19 protein-coding genes are annotated in these 17,492 nt (G+C 37.3%); 9 read left to right on the plus strand and 10 right to left on the minus strand.

What is annotated here, in order from left to right:
* Positions 1–46 precede the first annotated feature (46 nt).
* The 3 genes from CDA10_RS16075 to CDA10_RS16085 all read right to left on the minus strand — a co-directional run bounded on the left by CDA10_RS16075 (position 47) and on the right by CDA10_RS16085 (position 3,038).
* Positions 47–1,132 carry a DUF6670 family protein gene (locus CDA10_RS16075; protein WP_089606571.1) on the minus strand — a complete coding sequence of 362 codons (1,086 nt, stop codon included), beginning with the start codon at positions 1,130–1,132 and terminating at the stop codon, positions 47–49.
* 50 nt (positions 1,133–1,182) lie between these two features.
* Positions 1,183–2,013 (minus strand): CDP-diacylglycerol--serine O-phosphatidyltransferase, encoded by an 831-nt coding sequence (pssA, locus tag CDA10_RS16080; RefSeq protein ID WP_089606572.1) that lies wholly within the window; start codon positions 2,011–2,013, stop codon positions 1,183–1,185.
* Positions 2,014–2,180: 167 nt separating this feature from the next.
* Positions 2,181–3,038: a 23S rRNA (adenine(2030)-N(6))-methyltransferase RlmJ gene (locus CDA10_RS16085; RefSeq protein WP_089606573.1), complete on the minus strand. Its 858-nt coding sequence runs from the start codon at positions 3,036–3,038 to the stop codon at positions 2,181–2,183.
* A 115-nt stretch (positions 3,039–3,153) separates the two neighbouring features.
* Between CDA10_RS16085 and CDA10_RS16090 the strand changes: the two genes are divergently transcribed.
* Positions 3,154–3,756 carry a 2OG-Fe(II) oxygenase gene (locus CDA10_RS16090; RefSeq protein WP_089606574.1) on the plus strand — a complete coding sequence of 201 codons (603 nt, stop codon included), beginning with the start codon at positions 3,154–3,156 and terminating at the stop codon, positions 3,754–3,756.
* Positions 3,757–3,877: 121 nt separating this feature from the next.
* Positions 3,878–4,405, plus strand: coding sequence for a hypothetical protein (locus CDA10_RS16095; RefSeq protein WP_089606575.1), 528 nt, complete (start codon positions 3,878–3,880; stop codon positions 4,403–4,405).
* Positions 4,406–4,527: 122 nt separating this feature from the next.
* Here the strand turns inward: CDA10_RS16095 and CDA10_RS16100 are convergent, their stop codons facing one another.
* From CDA10_RS16100 to CDA10_RS16120, 5 genes are all read right to left on the minus strand, one after another.
* Entirely contained in the window at positions 4,528–4,785 is a 258-nt protein-coding gene (locus CDA10_RS16100; RefSeq protein ID WP_089606576.1) for a DUF2789 family protein, read from the minus strand.
* 152 nt (positions 4,786–4,937) lie between these two features.
* Positions 4,938–5,174 carry a DUF2789 family protein gene (locus CDA10_RS16105; RefSeq protein WP_089606577.1) on the minus strand — a complete coding sequence of 79 codons (237 nt, stop codon included), beginning with the start codon at positions 5,172–5,174 and terminating at the stop codon, positions 4,938–4,940.
* Between the two features lie 189 nt (positions 5,175–5,363).
* Positions 5,364–6,350 carry a malate dehydrogenase gene (locus tag CDA10_RS16110; protein WP_089606578.1) on the minus strand — a complete coding sequence of 329 codons (987 nt, stop codon included), beginning with the start codon at positions 6,348–6,350 and terminating at the stop codon, positions 5,364–5,366.
* A 170-nt stretch (positions 6,351–6,520) separates the two neighbouring features.
* Positions 6,521–7,180 (minus strand): ribonuclease T2 family protein, encoded by a 660-nt coding sequence (locus CDA10_RS16115; protein WP_089606579.1) that lies wholly within the window; start codon positions 7,178–7,180, stop codon positions 6,521–6,523.
* A 39-nt stretch (positions 7,181–7,219) separates the two neighbouring features.
* Positions 7,220–9,118, minus strand: coding sequence for a lytic transglycosylase domain-containing protein (locus CDA10_RS16120; RefSeq protein WP_407640383.1), 1,899 nt, complete (start codon positions 9,116–9,118; stop codon positions 7,220–7,222).
* A 345-nt stretch (positions 9,119–9,463) separates the two neighbouring features.
* On the opposite strand from CDA10_RS16120, the gene miaB reads away from it, so the two are divergent.
* From miaB to CDA10_RS16140, 4 genes are all read left to right on the plus strand, one after another.
* On the plus strand, positions 9,464–10,918 hold the full coding sequence (gene miaB, locus CDA10_RS16125) for a tRNA (N6-isopentenyl adenosine(37)-C2)-methylthiotransferase MiaB (RefSeq protein ID WP_089606581.1): 1,455 nt from the start codon (positions 9,464–9,466) through the stop codon (positions 10,916–10,918).
* 37 nt (positions 10,919–10,955) lie between these two features.
* Positions 10,956–12,065, plus strand: a complete 1,110-nt coding sequence (locus CDA10_RS16130; protein ID WP_089606582.1) for a PhoH family protein — start codon at positions 10,956–10,958, stop codon at positions 12,063–12,065.
* Between the two features lie 9 nt (positions 12,066–12,074).
* Positions 12,075–12,560, plus strand: a complete 486-nt coding sequence (ybeY, locus tag CDA10_RS16135; protein ID WP_089606583.1) for an rRNA maturation RNase YbeY — start codon at positions 12,075–12,077, stop codon at positions 12,558–12,560.
* 85 nt (positions 12,561–12,645) lie between these two features.
* Positions 12,646–12,936, plus strand: a complete 291-nt coding sequence (locus tag CDA10_RS16140) for an antibiotic biosynthesis monooxygenase family protein (RefSeq protein ID WP_089606584.1) — start codon at positions 12,646–12,648, stop codon at positions 12,934–12,936.
* Between the two features lie 155 nt (positions 12,937–13,091).
* Here CDA10_RS16140 and CDA10_RS16145 read toward each other — a convergent pair whose 3' ends face one another.
* A complete protein-coding gene (locus CDA10_RS16145; RefSeq protein WP_089606589.1) occupies positions 13,092–13,763 on the minus strand; it encodes a polymorphic toxin-type HINT domain-containing protein in 672 nt (223 codons plus the stop codon).
* A gap of 82 nt (positions 13,764–13,845) precedes the next feature.
* The gene (locus CDA10_RS16150) at positions 13,846–14,727 is read right to left on the minus strand and encodes an energy transducer TonB (RefSeq protein WP_089606585.1); all 882 of its coding nucleotides are present in this window, start codon (positions 14,725–14,727) and stop codon (positions 13,846–13,848) included.
* A 229-nt stretch (positions 14,728–14,956) separates the two neighbouring features.
* Here CDA10_RS16150 and CDA10_RS16155 point away from each other — a divergent pair, with 229 nt between their 5' ends.
* From CDA10_RS16155 to CDA10_RS16165, 3 genes are all read left to right on the plus strand, one after another.
* Positions 14,957–15,643: a hypothetical protein gene (locus CDA10_RS16155; RefSeq protein ID WP_089606586.1), complete on the plus strand. Its 687-nt coding sequence runs from the start codon at positions 14,957–14,959 to the stop codon at positions 15,641–15,643.
* A gap of 144 nt (positions 15,644–15,787) precedes the next feature.
* Positions 15,788–16,492, plus strand: a complete 705-nt coding sequence (locus tag CDA10_RS16160) for a DUF3108 domain-containing protein (RefSeq protein ID WP_089606587.1) — start codon at positions 15,788–15,790, stop codon at positions 16,490–16,492.
* A 103-nt stretch (positions 16,493–16,595) separates the two neighbouring features.
* Complete coding sequence (locus tag CDA10_RS16165) at positions 16,596–17,171, plus strand: xanthine phosphoribosyltransferase (protein ID WP_089606588.1); 576 nt, start codon at positions 16,596–16,598, stop codon at positions 17,169–17,171.
* Positions 17,172–17,492 lie beyond the last annotated feature (321 nt).

The raw sequence follows: 17,492 nt of genomic DNA on the forward strand, positions 1-17,492 counted from the left end.
ATCGTGTGCCGTTTGGTTGTTTATTCAGCAAAACAAGCAATATTTTCTATTTTTTGAGCATAATAAGTACAGGATTGGCTGCTTTATTCAATAATTTATTGTCTTTATCAATTTCTTGCCACTTCAAAGGACGGCAATCGATATATTCACAATACCCTCCCTCCCCTTCATAACACTCTTCATTTATGTTTACTTGATAGCTAAAACTTCCAACATATCCAGCAGCAAGTCCAAATTTATAATCACCTCGGCTTTGCGCTTGAATATCAATCTGAATATTTTCATCCTGATATTGCCATTCAAATTCTCTTGGTAAATACATTTCTTGCTGATTTACTGTTTTAACTTTTGGAAATACACGATGAATTCTAAAAGATACGCGATGATCTAACATACTCAATTCATTATTCTGTAGATCTCGAATGTAGATTCGTGAATGTAGAATGTTATTGAGCTGATCACGACTGTGCATCAAAATCATTTGCCGATCATCAGTCAGTTGAATCAATTGATAAACATATAAGGCATAAGGCAAATACGGGAAATTAACCAATCGAGCGTATTCAAATGCACCATTCTGCTTAATTTCAAATTTCTGATCTTTATATGTAACCTGTCCTTGGCAATGTGCAACTAAAGACCAATGTTCTGCAAAACCAAATTTGAGGTGCACGAAGTGTGAGAACAAGGGTGTTGTTGTTATATTTAAGTCTAGGCTTAACTCGTTATCTTGACGCTGTATTTTAAAATGTGGCAATTGTCCAAAGATATGTTCTTTATCACCAAATTTAAAATCCAAATTGTTATTTTGATCGATTTGAAATTTGCATTGCTTTTTGATTGAGTATGCATTGAGTTGCCCGACCATGTGTGGGCTTGAGCTGCTTAAAGTCGTGACTGTATCTAAGGCACAAGTTGAGATTTCACTTTGATTACAGAATACGGCGTTATTGGGCTGTCCAATCAAACTAAAAAAATTGAGGTAATGCAGTGGTGCAGGTAAATTAGCTATCACTAATTTTTGATGAATAATCTTATATTTATCTTTTGGCGGATGATAAAAAAGTTCAATCGGTTTTCGAGCTTGATTCAGTTGTTTAGACTGATCTAAGAAATCTTGAAACAATCTCATATCAAGCTCCTTACCTATCTTTATTATTAAACTTCTTACAAAGTTATTATCTATTCACTCATTGTATTTTTTCTTGCCAAAAATGTTGTTACAAAGCCAGAAATCGCATAAATAATTGAAATCACTAAAATACCAACAGGAATGTTATACGTCATCGCTGCCAAAATAAATACAGCAATTGGCAATACAAAAAATGGAACACGCTTACGATCAACTGTTTTAAATGAATAATATTTAATATTAGAAATCATCAACAAACCAATCGCAACAATCGTTGCAGCATTTAAAGCCTGAATTGCTTTATCTTTTAAATCAAAAATATATGGAAAATCTTGCCCAACCCATATCCAAGCAATAATGATAATCGCAGCTAAAGGGCTTGCAACACCAATAAAATAACGCTTATCAACCACACCAATTTGCACATTGAAACGTGCCAAACGAAAAGCTGCACAAGCAGTATAAACAAAACAAGCAGCTAAACCGATACGACCTAAATCATGCAAACTCCAGCTATACATTAATATTGCTGGTGCGACACCAAATGCCAATAAGTCTGATAATGAATCAAACTGTTCACCAAAAGCACTTTGTGCGCCAATCGCTCGTGCTACACGACCATCTAAACCATCAAATAAGGCTGCAAGAAAGATTGCATAAATCGCTTGAACGTAATCACCATTCATACTGGCAATAATCGAGTAGAAGCCCGATAACAACGCAGAGGTTGTAATCAAGTTCGGCCACAAATAGATTCCCCGACGTTTTACCTTTTGCCCTTCATGCGTATGCTCTTCCTCTTCAACCTCAAAAGTAATACCATCAAAAGTATGATTTTGATCTGAAGTGTTCGGGTTTTCAGGCTTATTTATATTTGTCATTCTTGAATCCTATCTATGACTCGGTAAAGAGCTATTGATATTTTAACTCATTATTTACAGCGTTTATTTCTAAATAAAATGAATGTGAATTACACAACTTAATAGATTTAAATTTTGTAATTCACATGATTAATAGCACTCTTTTAAGCTATTAATTTCTACTTAGATTATTCACCAACTAACCAACGTACTGCAGCATGCCCGCCATTTTCACTCATACGTAAATGAGGGAATAACCATTGCAGTGCTTCATCTGCATCTTCAGAAAACTTCCAAGGTGGATTAATCACCAATAAACCACAGCCATTTAAACCTACTGGCGTATCATCTGGCCATACACAAACTTCACAGACCAATTGACGGCGAATTCCTGTTTTGATCATTTTCTTTTCAAAACGTTCAATCATGGCACGATCTTTAATTGGATACCAAATCGCAAAAACACCCGTTGACCATTTCTTATGTGCAGCTGCGATGAGTTCAACTAGCTGTGGAAAATCTTTACGTTCCATTTCGTATGGTGGGTCAATCATCACCAAACCACGTTTTTCTTTCGGTGGAATGACACCAAGTAAGCCTTCGTAAGCATCACGCTCATGCAAGCCTGCACGTTTGTCTCGAATATTATAATAAAGCTGTTGAAATACATCACCTTGCATTTCAAAAATAGTTGCTTTATCTATTTCACGCATACCTTCCAAAGCAAACCATGGTGATCCTGGGTAAGCACCTTTACCTGAAGTTGCGCGCATATCTTCAACAACTTTAAGATATTGTTTTACACCTTCAGGCGCATTGCGTTTAATTGAATCATCGAGTTTAACCAAACGGTGAATACCTGTTAAAAACTCACCTGATTTTTGCGCTTCTGAGGTTGATAAATCATATTTACCCGCACCACCATGTGTATCTATATAGCGATAAGGTTTGTCTTTGGCATTTAAACGTGTCAAAAGTTGTAGCAATAACACATGCTTCATGACATCTGCAAAATTGCCTGCATGGAAATGGTGACGGTAATTCATGTTTCAAATAATTCCTGAGTTCAACGGACATTTTAGCACGAAAAAATATTTCTTCACTGTCCATCGTTTGCTCTAAGATAGATCAAAGATTTATTCACTCATTTTTTGGAAAATTATGGAAGCACCAACTCTCCCAAAGTCATGGAATATTGATCAAATTTTAGATGATTTAGATCAACATGGATTTGCTATAATTGATGATGCTTATTCAAATGACTATGTACATCAATTGGTTGATGAATGTACTTCTAATTTAAATCGCTTCCGCGAAGCCGCGATTCAAAATGGTGTAATGAGTAATATTCGCAGTGATCATATTTTATGGATCAATGAGGGTTTAGATATTGCACAGCATCATATCGATACATTAAAACAGCTTGCTCAACTTTTAAATCGTCATTTTTATCTCGGAATTAAAAATGTAGAAGCCCATTTTGCATGTTATAACGCAGGGGAATTTTACGCTCTGCATCGTGATAATCCTCAAAATAAAAATGGTCGCATGCTTTCTACTGTCTATTATCTACACGAAGAGTGGCAGAATGACTGGGGTGGTGAGTTGCGTTTACAAGATAAAAATAATCTGTGGCACACCATACAACCTAAGCCAAATCGCATCGCCCTGTTTCAAAGTGATTTATTACATGAAGTGATTCAAGCAAAACAGCAACGCCTTTCGATTACAGCATGGCTCAGAAGCGATCAAGCTATTTTGTAATGTTGATTCATCATATGGATGTGCCTAGCTTTATTTTTGCAACGCTGAATATCAATAATTCAACCTTTAAATTATGAAAATAGCCTGCATAATATGATTATAAATTAAGAGGATTCAGCACATGTTTGAAAATACAAAACAAATCATCTCGCGTATTGGGGAAACAGATCAATTGTATTTGTCAAACAATACGCCTGAACTCGCGCTTGAGCGTGGCGACCTGCGTTTGCAATTGGTTACGCTCAGTAACTCCAAACAGGAACAAATTCATTTTCTTCAAGAAGCGATTGTTTTACTTGAAACAGCACGTATTGAATATGATGAAATGCCAATGCCTCTCTATGTGAAGTTATCTTTGCATTTAGCCAAAGCTTATATGATCTTTTTCGAACTTACGAAAGAAACACGTTATGCTTTGATTACTCAACAGATTTTAAAACCGATGACACAGCATGAGAATGGCGACATTTATTTCATGTTGGCTTATGCATCGGTCAGCAGACAAAATTTTGCGCTCACTCGCCATTGGTTAAGCAAATATGTAAAGTCTAATGAGTTTGACTTAGAGTTATATCAACAACATCCAGCTTTTAGTCCTGTGCGACATGAAACTTGGTTTACTCAGGCCATTCAAAATAAATTGCATTGATTTAAGCTATGTCGTTCAAATCGTTTCAAGACTACATTATTGAAACGATAATGCACCGCACAATAGAAAAGATGGCTTTAACAGCCATCTTTTTTTGTTGCTCTTGGGAAAACAGAAAAGATCTAAGCAATTTGTAGCTTATATGCATCCATATGAAGTTGTTGGTTTAATTCATCAATCCAAATTGCCCAATCATCATCTTGAACTAAATGACTGATCAAAAAGTCTCGTTGAGATCGGCTCCAAAATGATGCGTCATGTAAATTCTGATTGGCTGCAAGCTGGTGTGTACGCACATAAAGTTCAATTGCCGCTGGACTATTGGCCAAGCCAAGCTGCGCAAATAATAATTCTAAGGATGGTTTGTTCGTCCTGAGCATGGCGCACTCCTCATATAAATATAATTGTCATTCATTATGCAAATAAGTTATAAGAAAACCGCGAAAAAAAATAGCCCTTTGGCTATTTTTTGTTGTTTCAATTTGTGATCAAAAGGTAGACAAACTGAATACCGATTTGATTACTTATTTTTCTATAAATTTTGACTCAGCAATTCATTTAAATTATCAACAACAATTGCCCACTCATCATCTTTTTGCCAATGACTACTTAAAAATTCACGCTGCGATTCACTCCAAAAATCTGCTTGATGCATCATTACCCCTTTAGGCAGTTGATGTGATGCGACAAAATGATCGATAGATGTTTGGTCTGCATCCAAGCCCAATTGTTCAAATAAAAGTTCTAAAGTCGGTTGTTCATCAAACATTAGGTTCCCTCACCTTATTTATTTTCAATACCTAGGATTAGATTTTAAATTATCGATATTTCTTTTATTTTCCAACTGTTTCTTGATTTATTCTTGTTATTTTTTTGTTGATTGGCTTTAGTCTACAAATAAAAAAGCACCCCAAATGGAGTGCTTTTCAAAACTAATCTTAAGCAGATTAATTTTTAATTATTTAAGCATATCAGCAATAGCTGCGCGCTCTTCTTCAAGTTCTTGAAGTGTTTTGTCCATACGTTCACGGCTGAATGCATCAATTTCTAAGCCTTCAACACGCTTGTACTCGCCATTTTCGCAAGTTACAGGAACACCGTACATCACGCCTTCTGGAATACCATAAGAACCGTCAGAAGGAATACCCATTGTTACCCACTCGCCATTTGTACCAAGCGCCCAATCACGCATATGGTCAATAGCAGCGTTAGCAGCAGAAGCAGCAGAAGAAAGACCACGAGCTTCGATGATTGCAGCACCACGTTTACCAACAGTTGGAAGGAATACGTTAGCGTTCCAGTCAGCATCGTTGATTTTGTCTTTTAAGCTTTCGCCATTTACTGTTGCAAAACGATAGTCTGCATACATTGTTGGAGAATGGTTACCCCAAACAGTCATGTTTTTGATGTCTGCTACAGCAACACCAGCTTTTTGAGCAATTTGAGTCAACGCACGGTTGTGGTCAAGACGTAACATTGCAGTAAAGTTTTTCGCTGGAAGATCTGGAGCAGATTTCATTGCGATGTAAGCATTTGTATTTGCAGGGTTACCTACAACAAGTACTTTAACATCACGGCTAGCAACTTCGTTAAGTGCTTGACCTTGACCAATGAAGATTTCACCGTTCACTTTTAACAAATCACCACGTTCCATACCAGGACCACGTGGGCGTGAACCAACCAATAACGCGTAGTCAGCATCTTTAAATGCAACTTTTGGATCATCAGTACCGACCATGCCAGCCAATAATGGGAAAGCACAGTCATCTAATTCCATCATTACGCCTTTAAGCGCAGCTTGAGCTTTCTCAAATGGAACTTCTAACAATTGCAAAATAACGGGTTGGTCTTTACCAAGCATTTCACCGCTAGCGATACGGAATAATAAGCTGTAACCGATTTGACCAGCAGCGCCAGTAACGGCAACGCGAACAGGTTGCTTCATGTAATTCTCTCCAAGTGAGGATCGTTAATGTGATTAAACGGTTAAATCCGTTTTCATCGAATTATCATAACGGCAAAGATTGTACTCCAATCTTTTCATTGTTGCATGTAAAAGAGAATGGATTTCAACAAAAGTATGATAGGAAATATAAATAAAATATATAAAAAAGCTTAATAAGTTCCTTTAATTGAGAATGTATTTGGGCAATTTGAAACAATATGATTCGAACATTGTTTATACTGACCATTCACTCGATAGCACACTTGTATTTCTGTCAAAACGGGATTATTTGGCGAATTTTGACAAGTAAAACGAATGCTATTGTTATTCATACCTGGATTTAATTTTACAAATTGATTTTTCAGAACATTATATTGCACGTTTTTATTTTCAGAGCTGGTTAAGTCAGCAGGAACTTTTAATCTATCCGCTAAGTTAATGACTGTCCTAAAATATTGACTCGCATTCATCGGTACGCAATCACCAATACTGCGCCATAATTGAATTCGAGCATTTTCTTCAGGCATCACTCTCGCAACCACTTTAGCCTGTAAGGGAGATAGATTTGCAGAGCTATTGGTACTACAGCTTCGCTCAGTTGTTTCTGGTAATAAGCCTGTGATGGTTAATGAATAGCCTTCCAAACATTTGCGCTGCTTTTGTTTAGATGGATCCAAAGCACAATTTGCAGGCGTCAATTGCACCTGCATCACATAACCTTGCAATTGTGGAGCAGCGATCAACTGAGAATTAAATAGAAAAAAACCTGCACAACATAAAACCCATGCTGTTGCTTGTTTTTTCAATTTACGCAAAAGTTTGAAAATCATTGATCTACCAATAAAGTTCTATAAGCTCAAATTTATTGACTATTGCATTGCACGAGTCGGAATCACTGGCATACGGCTCTCAATCGCTTGAGGTCCCTGTCCCAATAAAATTCCATAATGTGCAGCATTGGTCATGACATTTTTTACATAGTCACGTGTTTCATTGAGTGGAATGGATTCAGTATATTGGTCTGCTGAAAGGTTTTGATAATCTGGCTGCCAACGTTTAGCACGGTTAGGGCCTGCGTTATAACCTGCTGTCGCCAATACAGGATTGTTGCTTAATTGCCCATGAATCATCGACAAATAAAACGTCCCATAACGAATATTGGTATTGGCATCACTTAATGCAGCAGGGTTATAGGTTTCCCCCATTTGTCGCGCGACTAACTTTGCAGTACCTGGCATAATTTGCATTAAACCACCCGCACCGACATGTGAGCGCGCAGCAGTGACAAAACGGCTTTCTTGACGCATTAAACCATAAGCCCATGCAGGATCTATCCCCGCATTACGACTATGACTCACGACCATTGCCTGATGTGGCGTTGCATAACGGTAACTATAATTGTGTTTCTTCTCAGTACGATCTGCTGCATAAATCGCACGATCGTACCAACCCATATCTGTGGCACGTTTTGCAGCTGCAAGTAACAAACCATCATCATGTTTTAAGTAGGCTTGACGCACCGCCCAATTCCACTCACGATTGGTATAGACCGCAGGTGCATCAATATTGCGTAAAGCAAAAGCACGGCGGAAATGAATGTCTTGATTTAAACGTTGCTGATCACTACTTGAAGGTTGTTCATTCGCAAGACGTTCATTATATTTCTGTCCAAGATGATCTTTAGCCAAAAGATTATGATAATCATCGCCTGCCATCGCTAAACGCTGAAAAATATCTCGAGCTACTTTTTTCGATTGTGGATCATTACGTTGTTCCGAAGCACGAGCTAACCAATATTGCCAGCGGTCTTCTTGCTTTTGCGTCACACTCATACTGTCAATCGCACGAATCACACTTTCCCAAGCCCCAAAACGAATGGCTTGTCGTGCATAAACTTCCACTTCTTCTGCGCTAAACGGTACACCGTAACTCGCATCAAAATTTTGTAAAACTTCACGATTAAAATTATTTTTCATCACCGTCGTTCCACCAATGTAGCCCACAGTACGGTAAATATATTTTTGTACATCGGCAGGAACATCCTGAACCAACTTAGGTACAGATTGCAAAGCACTGGTTAAATCAGTATCAGCCGCACGCCCCAATGCATAGACCAAATAAGCATAATCTGACACATTGGTTTTCGGTGCTGACCATAAATAATTCAACGGATTGGCTTGAATTTGATTAAGCTGAGCCAGTGATAAATTCATCCCTATGGTTTGTGCCGTGGCTATTGCCTGCCCTGACTGACCAGCCCTCAATTGTGCATACAAACGTTGCTGGCGATCTTGTGTGGTCATGAGTGGGCTAGACAACATCATGCGACCTAACCCATTACAAGATTCTGGTTGTGCATTGGTTGCCAACCATACATCTTTAAATTCTGCAAAAACCAATACATCGCCTGTTTTTGCACGCACTTGTGCAATCGCACAGTTTTCTGCTTGATCGGCATTACTTACATATTGCAATACAGGTTGTGCACTAGCGAAATCGGCTTGTTTTACTTTTTCTTCAACATAATCAGCAGCAAGTTTTTCTGCCATAGCGGATTGCGGATAACGCTGAGCAAAATTGACAATATTTGCTGAAGGCTGGAAAGCGAGATTGGCGTTAAGCGACCAATATTCAGGGTAATAACCCAATGCATCATTTTGCATAGCACTACGATATTGTTCCAAAGCCATTGGATCATTTGCGCTGCGCAAAGCATCATTAAATTGCTCTTCTGCTGCATTAGCAATTTGCAAACCTGTACACGCCATGATCCCTGCAAGGTAAATCTTGAATTTATTTTGCTTAAATTGTTGCTTTAACACCGTTTTTCTCTCAACCTGCATGACTTGCCTTTAACTAGCTGATGCACTTATTTGTGCTTAGTTTAAGTATTCTAATCCATTTCTACTGTTGTGTTATGTAACCTTATGATTCATCATCAATATTCTTTCACATTTTTTATTGATAATTTTCAAAGACAAAACAATCCAAATAAATATTTCTCCTGAGTTTGTGTGAAATACTGTAAAATGGTGCGCCATTTATGAGTCCAATAAAACAACGGGCTCTTAAATATAGAATTCCCTTATTTCAGTTATAGGATAGACGCCTCCATGACGGTTCAAACCTTCATTCCCAATGGTGCCAAAGCTGCCTCAGAAAACACTGTAACCCAGCCACAGCACACCCCAGTCGACGGTACAGTTAAAAAACTGTATATCGAAACGCAAGGGTGTCAGATGAATGAGTACGACAGTCATCGTATGGCAGATCTTTTAGGCGACTCACACGGTTATGTACTTACAGCGGATCCAAGCGACGCTGATATTTTACTAATGAATACCTGTTCGATCCGTGAAAAAGCGCAAGAAAAAGTATTTTCTGAATTGGGCCGTTGGCGCAAACTGAAAGAAAAAAATCCCGATCTGGTGATTGGTGTCGGTGGTTGTGTTGCCTCTCAAGAAGGTGACAACATTCAAAAACGCGCGCCTTATGTCGATATGGTTTTTGGTCCACAAACTTTGCACCGTTTACCACAAATGCTTGATCAGCATGTCGATCAACTTGAAAAACCGAAAAAAGATAAAATTAAACTGGTTGATATTTCTTTCCCAGATATTGAAAAATTCGACTTTTTACCTGAACCACGTGTCGAAGGTTATAAAGCTTTTGTTTCAATCATGGAAGGCTGTTCAAAATATTGCTCTTTCTGCGTTGTACCTTATACCCGTGGTGAAGAAGTTTCTCGTCCATTGGACGATGTTTTGGCTGAAATTGCAGGTTTAGCTGAAAAAGGCGTTCGTGAAATTTCGCTTTTAGGTCAAAATGTAAATGGCTACCGTGGTGAAACTTTTGAAGGTGAAATTTGTACCTTTGCAGATTTATTACGTCTTGTTGCAGAAATTCCGGGAATTGGTCGTTTACGTTATACGACCTCTCATCCACTTGAATTTAATGATGATTTAATTCAATGCTATCGTGACTTACCACAAATGGTTTCACACCTACATTTGCCTGTTCAAAGTGGGTCAAATGATGTGTTACAAGCGATGAAACGTAATCATACGATTGATGTTTATATCGAAAAAATTACAAAACTTCGTCAAGTTCGTCCAGATATGCATTTATCTTCAGACTTCATCATCGGTTTCCCGGGTGAAACAGATGCACATTTTGAAGAAACTTATCAATTTATCCAAGATTTAGACTTTGACCATTCATATAGTTTTGTTTACTCAAAACGTCCGGGCACACCAGCATCTGATCTACCAGATGACACAACGGATGAAGTAAAAAAACAACGTTTAGCCAAAGTACAACATTGGATTAAGCAATCAAGTATTCGCAAAACAGATGCAATGTTGGGAACGATCCAACGTGTCTTGGTTGAAAATGTTTCCAACAAAGATCCTAATTTATTGGTCGGTACCGCTGACAATACACGTTTAGTAACATTTGTAGGTGATGCTTCTTGGGTCGGACGCTTTGCAGAGATTGAGGTTACAGAGATTAAGACCTTAAATTTAGTTTATGGAGAACTCTTGAATCTTGAACCTGACGTGGCGTAATGTAAGGGGATAGACTAACTTCAAAGAAGGATATCTCTTGACTACAGCGATTCGACGTACAGTAGCTTTTCCAGGCATTTCAGTTGAGCGTTTAAAAAGCATGTTAGGTGCTTATAATGGTCATCTGAAACAAATAGAACAACGTTTAGATATCAGTATTTCTCACCGTGGAGATAGTTTCTATCTCGATGGTGATTTAGAAAATGTAGAAAGAGCAGAGAGTTTACTACAGCGTTTATATGCTGAAACTGAACTCTCTCAGCAAATTAGTGCAGATACCATTCATTTGATGATTCAAGGCAGCCAGACTGACCGTGAATTACAACAAGACCTTTCTGATAATGAACACACCGGCTTAGACGAAGTTTGGCTACAAACGCGTAAAGGCCGCATTAACCCACGTGGTGCGAACCAAAAGCGTTATGTGCAACGCATTTTGCAAAGCGACATTTCTTTCGGTATCGGGCCTGCAGGTACGGGTAAAACCTATCTTGCAGTTGCTGCTGCCGTAGATATGTTAGAACGCAATGAAATTCAAAGAATTCTTTTGGTACGCCCTGCTGTAGAAGCGGGTGAAAAACTTGGTTTCTTACCGGGTGATTTAAGCCAAAAAATTGATCCTTATTTGCGCCCACTTTATGATGCCTTATATGAAATGTTAGGTTTTGAAAAAGTTGCAAAATTGATTGAACGCCAAGTGATTGAAGTTGCACCGCTTGCTTATATGCGTGGTCGTACCCTCAATCACTCTTTTGTCATTCTCGATGAAGCGCAGAACACTACGCCTGAACAAATGAAGATGTTTCTTACTCGTTTAGGTTTTGGATCTCGTGCGGTTATCACAGGTGATATCACACAGGTTGATTTACCTCGCGGTCAACAATCTGGTCTGGCACATGCTTTACGTGTCATCGACAAAATTAAAGAAATTCACATCACTCGCTTTCATTCTCGTGACGTCGTTCGTCATCAGCTGGTACAGAAAATCGTCGAAGCTTATGAAGGATGGGACAGTGAACAATACCGTTTAAGTGCTGAAGCACGTGCCGAACGTAAAGCACGTCAAGAAGCCTTAATTTCTGAAAATGACTCGGCAGCTGACGCTCAACATACTGAGCAAGCAAGCCACAGTCAGGAAAATGTTTAAGGACTGTTTTTGAAACTTAGCCTCTCGTTACAACAATCGTTTGAAGCACCTGAATTGGTGCTCAAACGTGCTTATTTGAAAAAAGTCATTGAAACGGCTTTACGTTATATCGATGTCGATCAAGATTGTGAAATCGGAATTGCTTGTGTCGATCATGATGAAAGTCATAAGCTTAATCTTGAATATCGTGAAAAAGATAAATCTACCAATGTGCTATCTTTTCCCAGTGATATTCCAGAAGAAATTTTACCAATGTTGGATGCCTTACCTATTGGTGATTTGGTGATTTGCATCCCCGTAGTTTTACAAGAAGCCATTGAACAGCAAAAGACACCGATTGAACATTTCACGCATATGCTAGTACATGGTACTTTACATTTGATGGGTTATGACCATGAAACATCTGACGAAGATGCTGAAGAAATGGAAACTTTGGAAATACAGATTTTGAAAAAATTAGGATTTGAAAATCCTTATACAATCAAAGAAAGCTGATTTATTTAATGAAGAATAGTCCCTTCTTCATGAGATGGGACTATTCAATATAAGATCAAATACAATTCACCGATAAAGAAAACTCATGAAATACGTCGTTATTTTCAAAGCAAAAATTAAATCTCTTGATCAAGAATATTTCGATACAGCCAATACATTACGTGAAAAAGCTTTAACTGAGTTTAACTGTCAAAAATTTGAAGCAGTTTCTGAAAATAGTTTTGAAGTGGCGCTCTCTTACTGGAACTCACTTGAAGATATTCAAGCTTGGCATAAAGATGCTGAACATCAGGTCGCTCAGCGTCTGGGTAAACAGCGTTGGTATAATAGTTTTAGTGTTGAGATTTGTGAGGTTTTAAAATCGTATTCGGAGTGAGCCTAGAGACTGTAAATTAAACTGTGCAAATACTTAAACTATACCTCTAACTTTAGGGCTCACATACGGTATTTACCATGAATGAACAATGTTGGCATTAATCCATTTTTATCCATAGATTTTAAACCAAAATACTCTGCTACCTCATATTCTGCCTAAGGATTACATGTATTGTGTACCCATACCCCTAATTCACCCACAAAATAAGTATGATAATCTTCCACCTCAAAATTATACACTGCCGCTAAATATTCATCTGGAATTGGATCTTCATTTTCATCCCAATTCACTACCTCTAAAGATTCATCTTCCAAATAATTTGGCACTAGTAATTTATTGTTTTTATAAGCATTTATATCTAAAAATATTCCTGCATCATAATCAGGAAAAACCATTAAAAATGCTTTATTTAACTCGGTAGTTTCATATAAACGGCGAATATCAAAAATTCCAGCAAACTCACCATCATATCTTAATAAAGGGCTTCCCATCTCCAAATCTGATACAGATTTCCATTTTCCACTAGAAGTATCAAGTTCATCACGACTTACATTTTCAAATGTCCAAAATGGATGATTAGCCGTAGTAAATAAAAATTCCTCTTTAAAGCTATCACAATTTTTTAATTTCCCTGAAAGTTCAATTGCCCAAATTGGCTGATTTTCAGTAATAAATATTTGAGTTACTCGTTTATATGCTAGTTCTCCCTCGCCACTTTCATGTCGGGAAAGTACCATATCTCCTACTTTTATTTTCTCAATAGGAACTAAACCTTTATTCGTATGAACCAAAGTACCTGCTGCAAAGCAATATGGAGGATCTATCATCAATATTTTTCCAAAGCAAAACTGAATTTTTTTGCGGTAATGTCGAGGATGATTTCACTTTTACTTATGTTGCAATACCCATTTAACGCACTTCAAACTCAGCTTCAGCAGGGTCAAAACGCCACGTTCGGATAATACGTAATTCTGAAATGTCCTTCATTTTAGAATCAAAGCGTCCAAACGGCGCACCTTTACGAACAGAATTTTTTGCCGCTTCATCCAAGATGCTATGACCTGAACTTTCAATCAGCCGAATTGCGCGAATACCGCCTTCATTGTTTAAAATCACCATCAAACGTACTTCACCAGACAAACGTTGTTGCTTCGCAAAATCGGGATAATAACGGTTACCGTACATTTCTACTTTTTCACGGAACTTATCCAAATACCCTGCCGATGCATCTTGTTTGGCTTGAATGCCATCTAAAGTTTTGATTTTTTGTTGTTTACTAAAATTTTGCTGTTTTTGTAAATACTGCGCTTCTAAACTAGCCACCATCGCAGCTTTGGCTTGAAATTGACTTTGCATTTCATCCATTGCCTTTTTACGATCATTTTGTTCAGCTTGTTTTTGCCAACTCAAAACCGTCATCAACACTTTTTCTTCAAAATTTAATTCACGCTTTTGTTGAATTTGTTCCAAAGATTCAAGTTGTTGATCTCCCGCACTTTGATCTTCAGATTGTGCAGGCATGTCGCTCGACATACGATGTTCTTTTCGAAATGTTCCAGAACCTTGTTGATCTGCTTGCGCTAAAAAGTCAGCTTCTTTTACTTTATCTACACTTGGTCGCAATGTAACAGCTATTTCTTTTGTCGCCGTATCATTTTCCTGAGGCATGCCAAATTGCATAGATAAAAACAATGCATGTGCAATAACAGCCGTAGACACAGCTCCGATGAATAATGAATCTTGCCACCAATATTCAAAATGCTTTGTATTGGCAAATAATTTTTTTATCATGACATTAATCCGACAAAATTCCCCAATCGCCAAATTTAAAATTAATTTAATTAGGTTATTCTTACATTTAGCACAAATAATGTGACAGACTTAATGAAAGATACAACCTAATTTCAAACCGTTCAAAATGGTGCAATGTTTTTTGTTAAACTGCAATCGTTAGACTTGCTTTCTTTTAATAATCGACAAGTTTATCGCCTTAAAATGATGATGATTTGGGACAATACTTATGCCGACGCTGCTTTCTAACATTGCCAAACGAATTCGACAAGTATACCAAAAAGCTGAAGGTTTTATAGAAGAAGAGCGTGAATTTCCCGTGTCTCAAGTCTTCCTAAACGCCACATTTAAGCGTTATGTCACTGATAATGTCAAAATTTTAAAAGATTTACATGCCGATTTACATGATGATTGGCTCAGGTTATACGCAACGATTGATGTCAAAGGCATGCAATTAGTACTTTCTGTCGATTTAAAATTGATACAGATGGAACTGAACAAAGATATGCAGCTTATTGTTTTTGAACAAATCAGTGACACTCAAGTCATAGAAGCAAGTTATCCAAATATTGGATATAAAATGGGAGTAACGTGTGGTCTGTTCTTCTATCAAAAAGTGCTTAAGAAAGATCCTTTAGGAATGATCTTAGAAAAATTTAATGTCATCACTGTAAAAGATGAATTATTACATCTCGATTTAAATCGTTGGCTAGGTAAAAGTCGTTCAATCATCGACACATTAACGAAAGTTCATGTTAATCATGCTGAGTTACGTGAAACCGAATTAATCGTTTTAGGTAATGTCAATCTTGCCGCCTTACTCAGTAAATTTAGAGAAAACCGTGTAGATGATTGGAATGATGATGCCGATGATTATATTGAAGGTGAAGTGACACCAATAGAACAGAAAAAGTAATACCTAAATTTCAAAGGATTGCTCTCAATATTTATACATAAATACACAGTTTGAACGAGAAATTTGCTATTTTATTCTCAATTGAGTTGCATAATGAGCACAACAGATAAATGATACTTTTTTAAATGTATAGGACATTTAATTATGGCAAAAATATTTTCAAAAACGTTAAGCATCACGACAAGTATTTCAAGTGTTCTTTTATTCGCTGCATTTTCAACTCATGCACTTGCCATGAGTCCGTTCCAAGCCAGTTATCAATTTGCCTATAATGGCAAAAACTTAGGTTCAGCTACACGTACTTTGAGTCAAAATGGCAACAACTGGACATATGTTTTTGCAGCAAAAGCCGCAGCAATCGCGTCTGCAAGCGAAACCAGTCGTTTTAGCTTTAACAATGGGCAAATCAATTCAAATAGCTTTAGTCGCACCAGTAAAGTTTTGGTACATAACGATACGATGACGATTAACTTTAATCCAAACACTAAAACCATTAATACCAAGAAAAAAGATCAACCACGTTCTTTTGCTTGGAAAGCGGGTGCATTGGACGAGTTAAATGCTGAATTACAAGTTCGTGAAGACTTAAAAGGTTCAGGACTGAAATCAAGTTATTTAATTGCAGATGCCAAAGGTTTGGATTCACGTCGTTTTGTAAAACAAGGGACTGAAAAGATTAAAACGGCGGCAGGAACTTACAATACCGTTAAAGTTGTATTAACCCATGACAATGGTGAAAAAAGCTCAATATTTTGGTTGGCACCACAATTAGACTACTTACCTGTGAAGATGTCACATGTCGATGGGAAAACTTCTTATAACTTAACCTTAACAAGTTACAAAAAATAAGAGTTTTTTTACCTTTTAGTTAATTTCAGCTTGCATTTTTTTGGGTGCTTTTTAAAATACGCTTTTGCTTGAAAAAGCACCTTGCTCCTAGAGGATTCTCCCTGTGCACGCACTAGAACAGAAAATCTTAGCTGAAGGTATCGTTCTATCTGAACAAGTTCTGAAAGTCGATTCTTTTCTAAACCACCAAATTGACCCTGTTATGATGCAACTGATTGGTCAAGAGTTTGCACGTCTTTTTAAAGACGCAGGCATTACCAAAATCATTACAATTGAAGCATCAGGTATAGCACCTGCGGTCATGGCTGGTTTAGAGCTTGGTGTCCCTGTTATTTTTGCTCGTAAATATCAATCTTTAACTTTAAAAGATGATTTATATCGTTCAAAAGTATTCTCTTTCACGAAACAAATCGAAAGTACGATTGCGATTTCTAAAAAACATATCAACCAAAGCGATAAAGTTTTGGTGATAGATGATTTCTTGGCAAATGGTCAAGCGGCTTTAGGTTTAGCTGATTTAATTCATCAAGCCGAAGCAGAAGTCGTGGGTATCGGTATTGTGATTGAGAAATCATTCCAACCTGGTCGTGATTTGTTACTCGAAAAAGGCTATCGCGTTGAATCATTGGCGCGTGTGGAATCACTAGCAAATGGTACAGTGACTTTTGTGAAGGAATAAGCCCGTACAATATGTGTGACAAAAAAGAGCACTTAAAGTGCTCTTTTTTATAATTTATAGTCAAAAAGTATAACTAAAATACTAAATCACCACTGATAAGTGCTTATTTTTATCATTAATAATCACGAGAATAGAATATTATTTAAATTCATTATATCCTAGTGATTAATCGATAATTCATGGGAAATGATTAAATTCAAAATACATCCCATCGATTTTATACTTTCTAAAACAAATAGCGTTTCAGCCAAGAACTTTTTATTGAGAAATTTAATTAGATGATAAATAAAAAAAAGTTGGTGGTGTATCAAAAAGTATGCT

The sequence above is a fragment of the Acinetobacter piscicola genome (assembly GCF_002233755.1).
Taxonomy (GTDB): Bacteria; Pseudomonadota; Gammaproteobacteria; order Pseudomonadales; family Moraxellaceae; genus Acinetobacter; species Acinetobacter piscicola.

What these genes read in the sequence shown, in the direction of transcription:
- CDA10_RS16075 (WP_089606571.1), bottom strand. Translation starts at nt 1,132, where the DNA reads ATGAGATTGTTTCAAGATTTCTTAGATCAGTCTAAACAACTGAATCAA.
- pssA (WP_089606572.1), bottom strand. Translation starts at nt 2,013, where the DNA reads ATGACAAATATAAATAAGCCTGAAAACCCGAACACTTCAGATCAAAAT.
- CDA10_RS16085 (WP_089606573.1), bottom strand. Translation starts at nt 3,038, where the DNA reads ATGAATTACCGTCACCATTTCCATGCAGGCAATTTTGCAGATGTCATG.
- CDA10_RS16090 (WP_089606574.1), top strand. Translation starts at nt 3,154, where the DNA reads ATGGAAGCACCAACTCTCCCAAAGTCATGGAATATTGATCAAATTTTA.
- CDA10_RS16095 (WP_089606575.1), top strand. Translation starts at nt 3,878, where the DNA reads ATGTTTGAAAATACAAAACAAATCATCTCGCGTATTGGGGAAACAGAT.
- CDA10_RS16100 (WP_089606576.1), bottom strand. Translation starts at nt 4,785, where the DNA reads ATGCTCAGGACGAACAAACCATCCTTAGAATTATTATTTGCGCAGCTT.
- CDA10_RS16105 (WP_089606577.1), bottom strand. Translation starts at nt 5,174, where the DNA reads ATGTTTGATGAACAACCGACTTTAGAACTTTTATTTGAACAATTGGGC.
- CDA10_RS16110 (WP_089606578.1), bottom strand. Translation starts at nt 6,350, where the DNA reads ATGAAGCAACCTGTTCGCGTTGCCGTTACTGGCGCTGCTGGTCAAATC.
- CDA10_RS16115 (WP_089606579.1), bottom strand. Translation starts at nt 7,180, where the DNA reads ATGATTTTCAAACTTTTGCGTAAATTGAAAAAACAAGCAACAGCATGG.
- CDA10_RS16120 (WP_407640383.1), bottom strand. Translation starts at nt 9,118, where the DNA reads ATGGCGTGTACAGGTTTGCAAATTGCTAATGCAGCAGAAGAGCAATTT.
- miaB (WP_089606581.1), top strand. Translation starts at nt 9,464, where the DNA reads ATGACGGTTCAAACCTTCATTCCCAATGGTGCCAAAGCTGCCTCAGAA.
- CDA10_RS16140 (WP_089606584.1), top strand. Translation starts at nt 12,646, where the DNA reads ATGAAATACGTCGTTATTTTCAAAGCAAAAATTAAATCTCTTGATCAA.
- CDA10_RS16145 (WP_089606589.1), bottom strand. Translation starts at nt 13,763, where the DNA reads ATGATAGATCCTCCATATTGCTTTGCAGCAGGTACTTTGGTTCATACG.
- CDA10_RS16150 (WP_089606585.1), bottom strand. Translation starts at nt 14,727, where the DNA reads ATGATAAAAAAATTATTTGCCAATACAAAGCATTTTGAATATTGGTGG.
- CDA10_RS16155 (WP_089606586.1), top strand. Translation starts at nt 14,957, where the DNA reads ATGCCGACGCTGCTTTCTAACATTGCCAAACGAATTCGACAAGTATAC.
- CDA10_RS16160 (WP_089606587.1), top strand. Translation starts at nt 15,788, where the DNA reads ATGGCAAAAATATTTTCAAAAACGTTAAGCATCACGACAAGTATTTCA.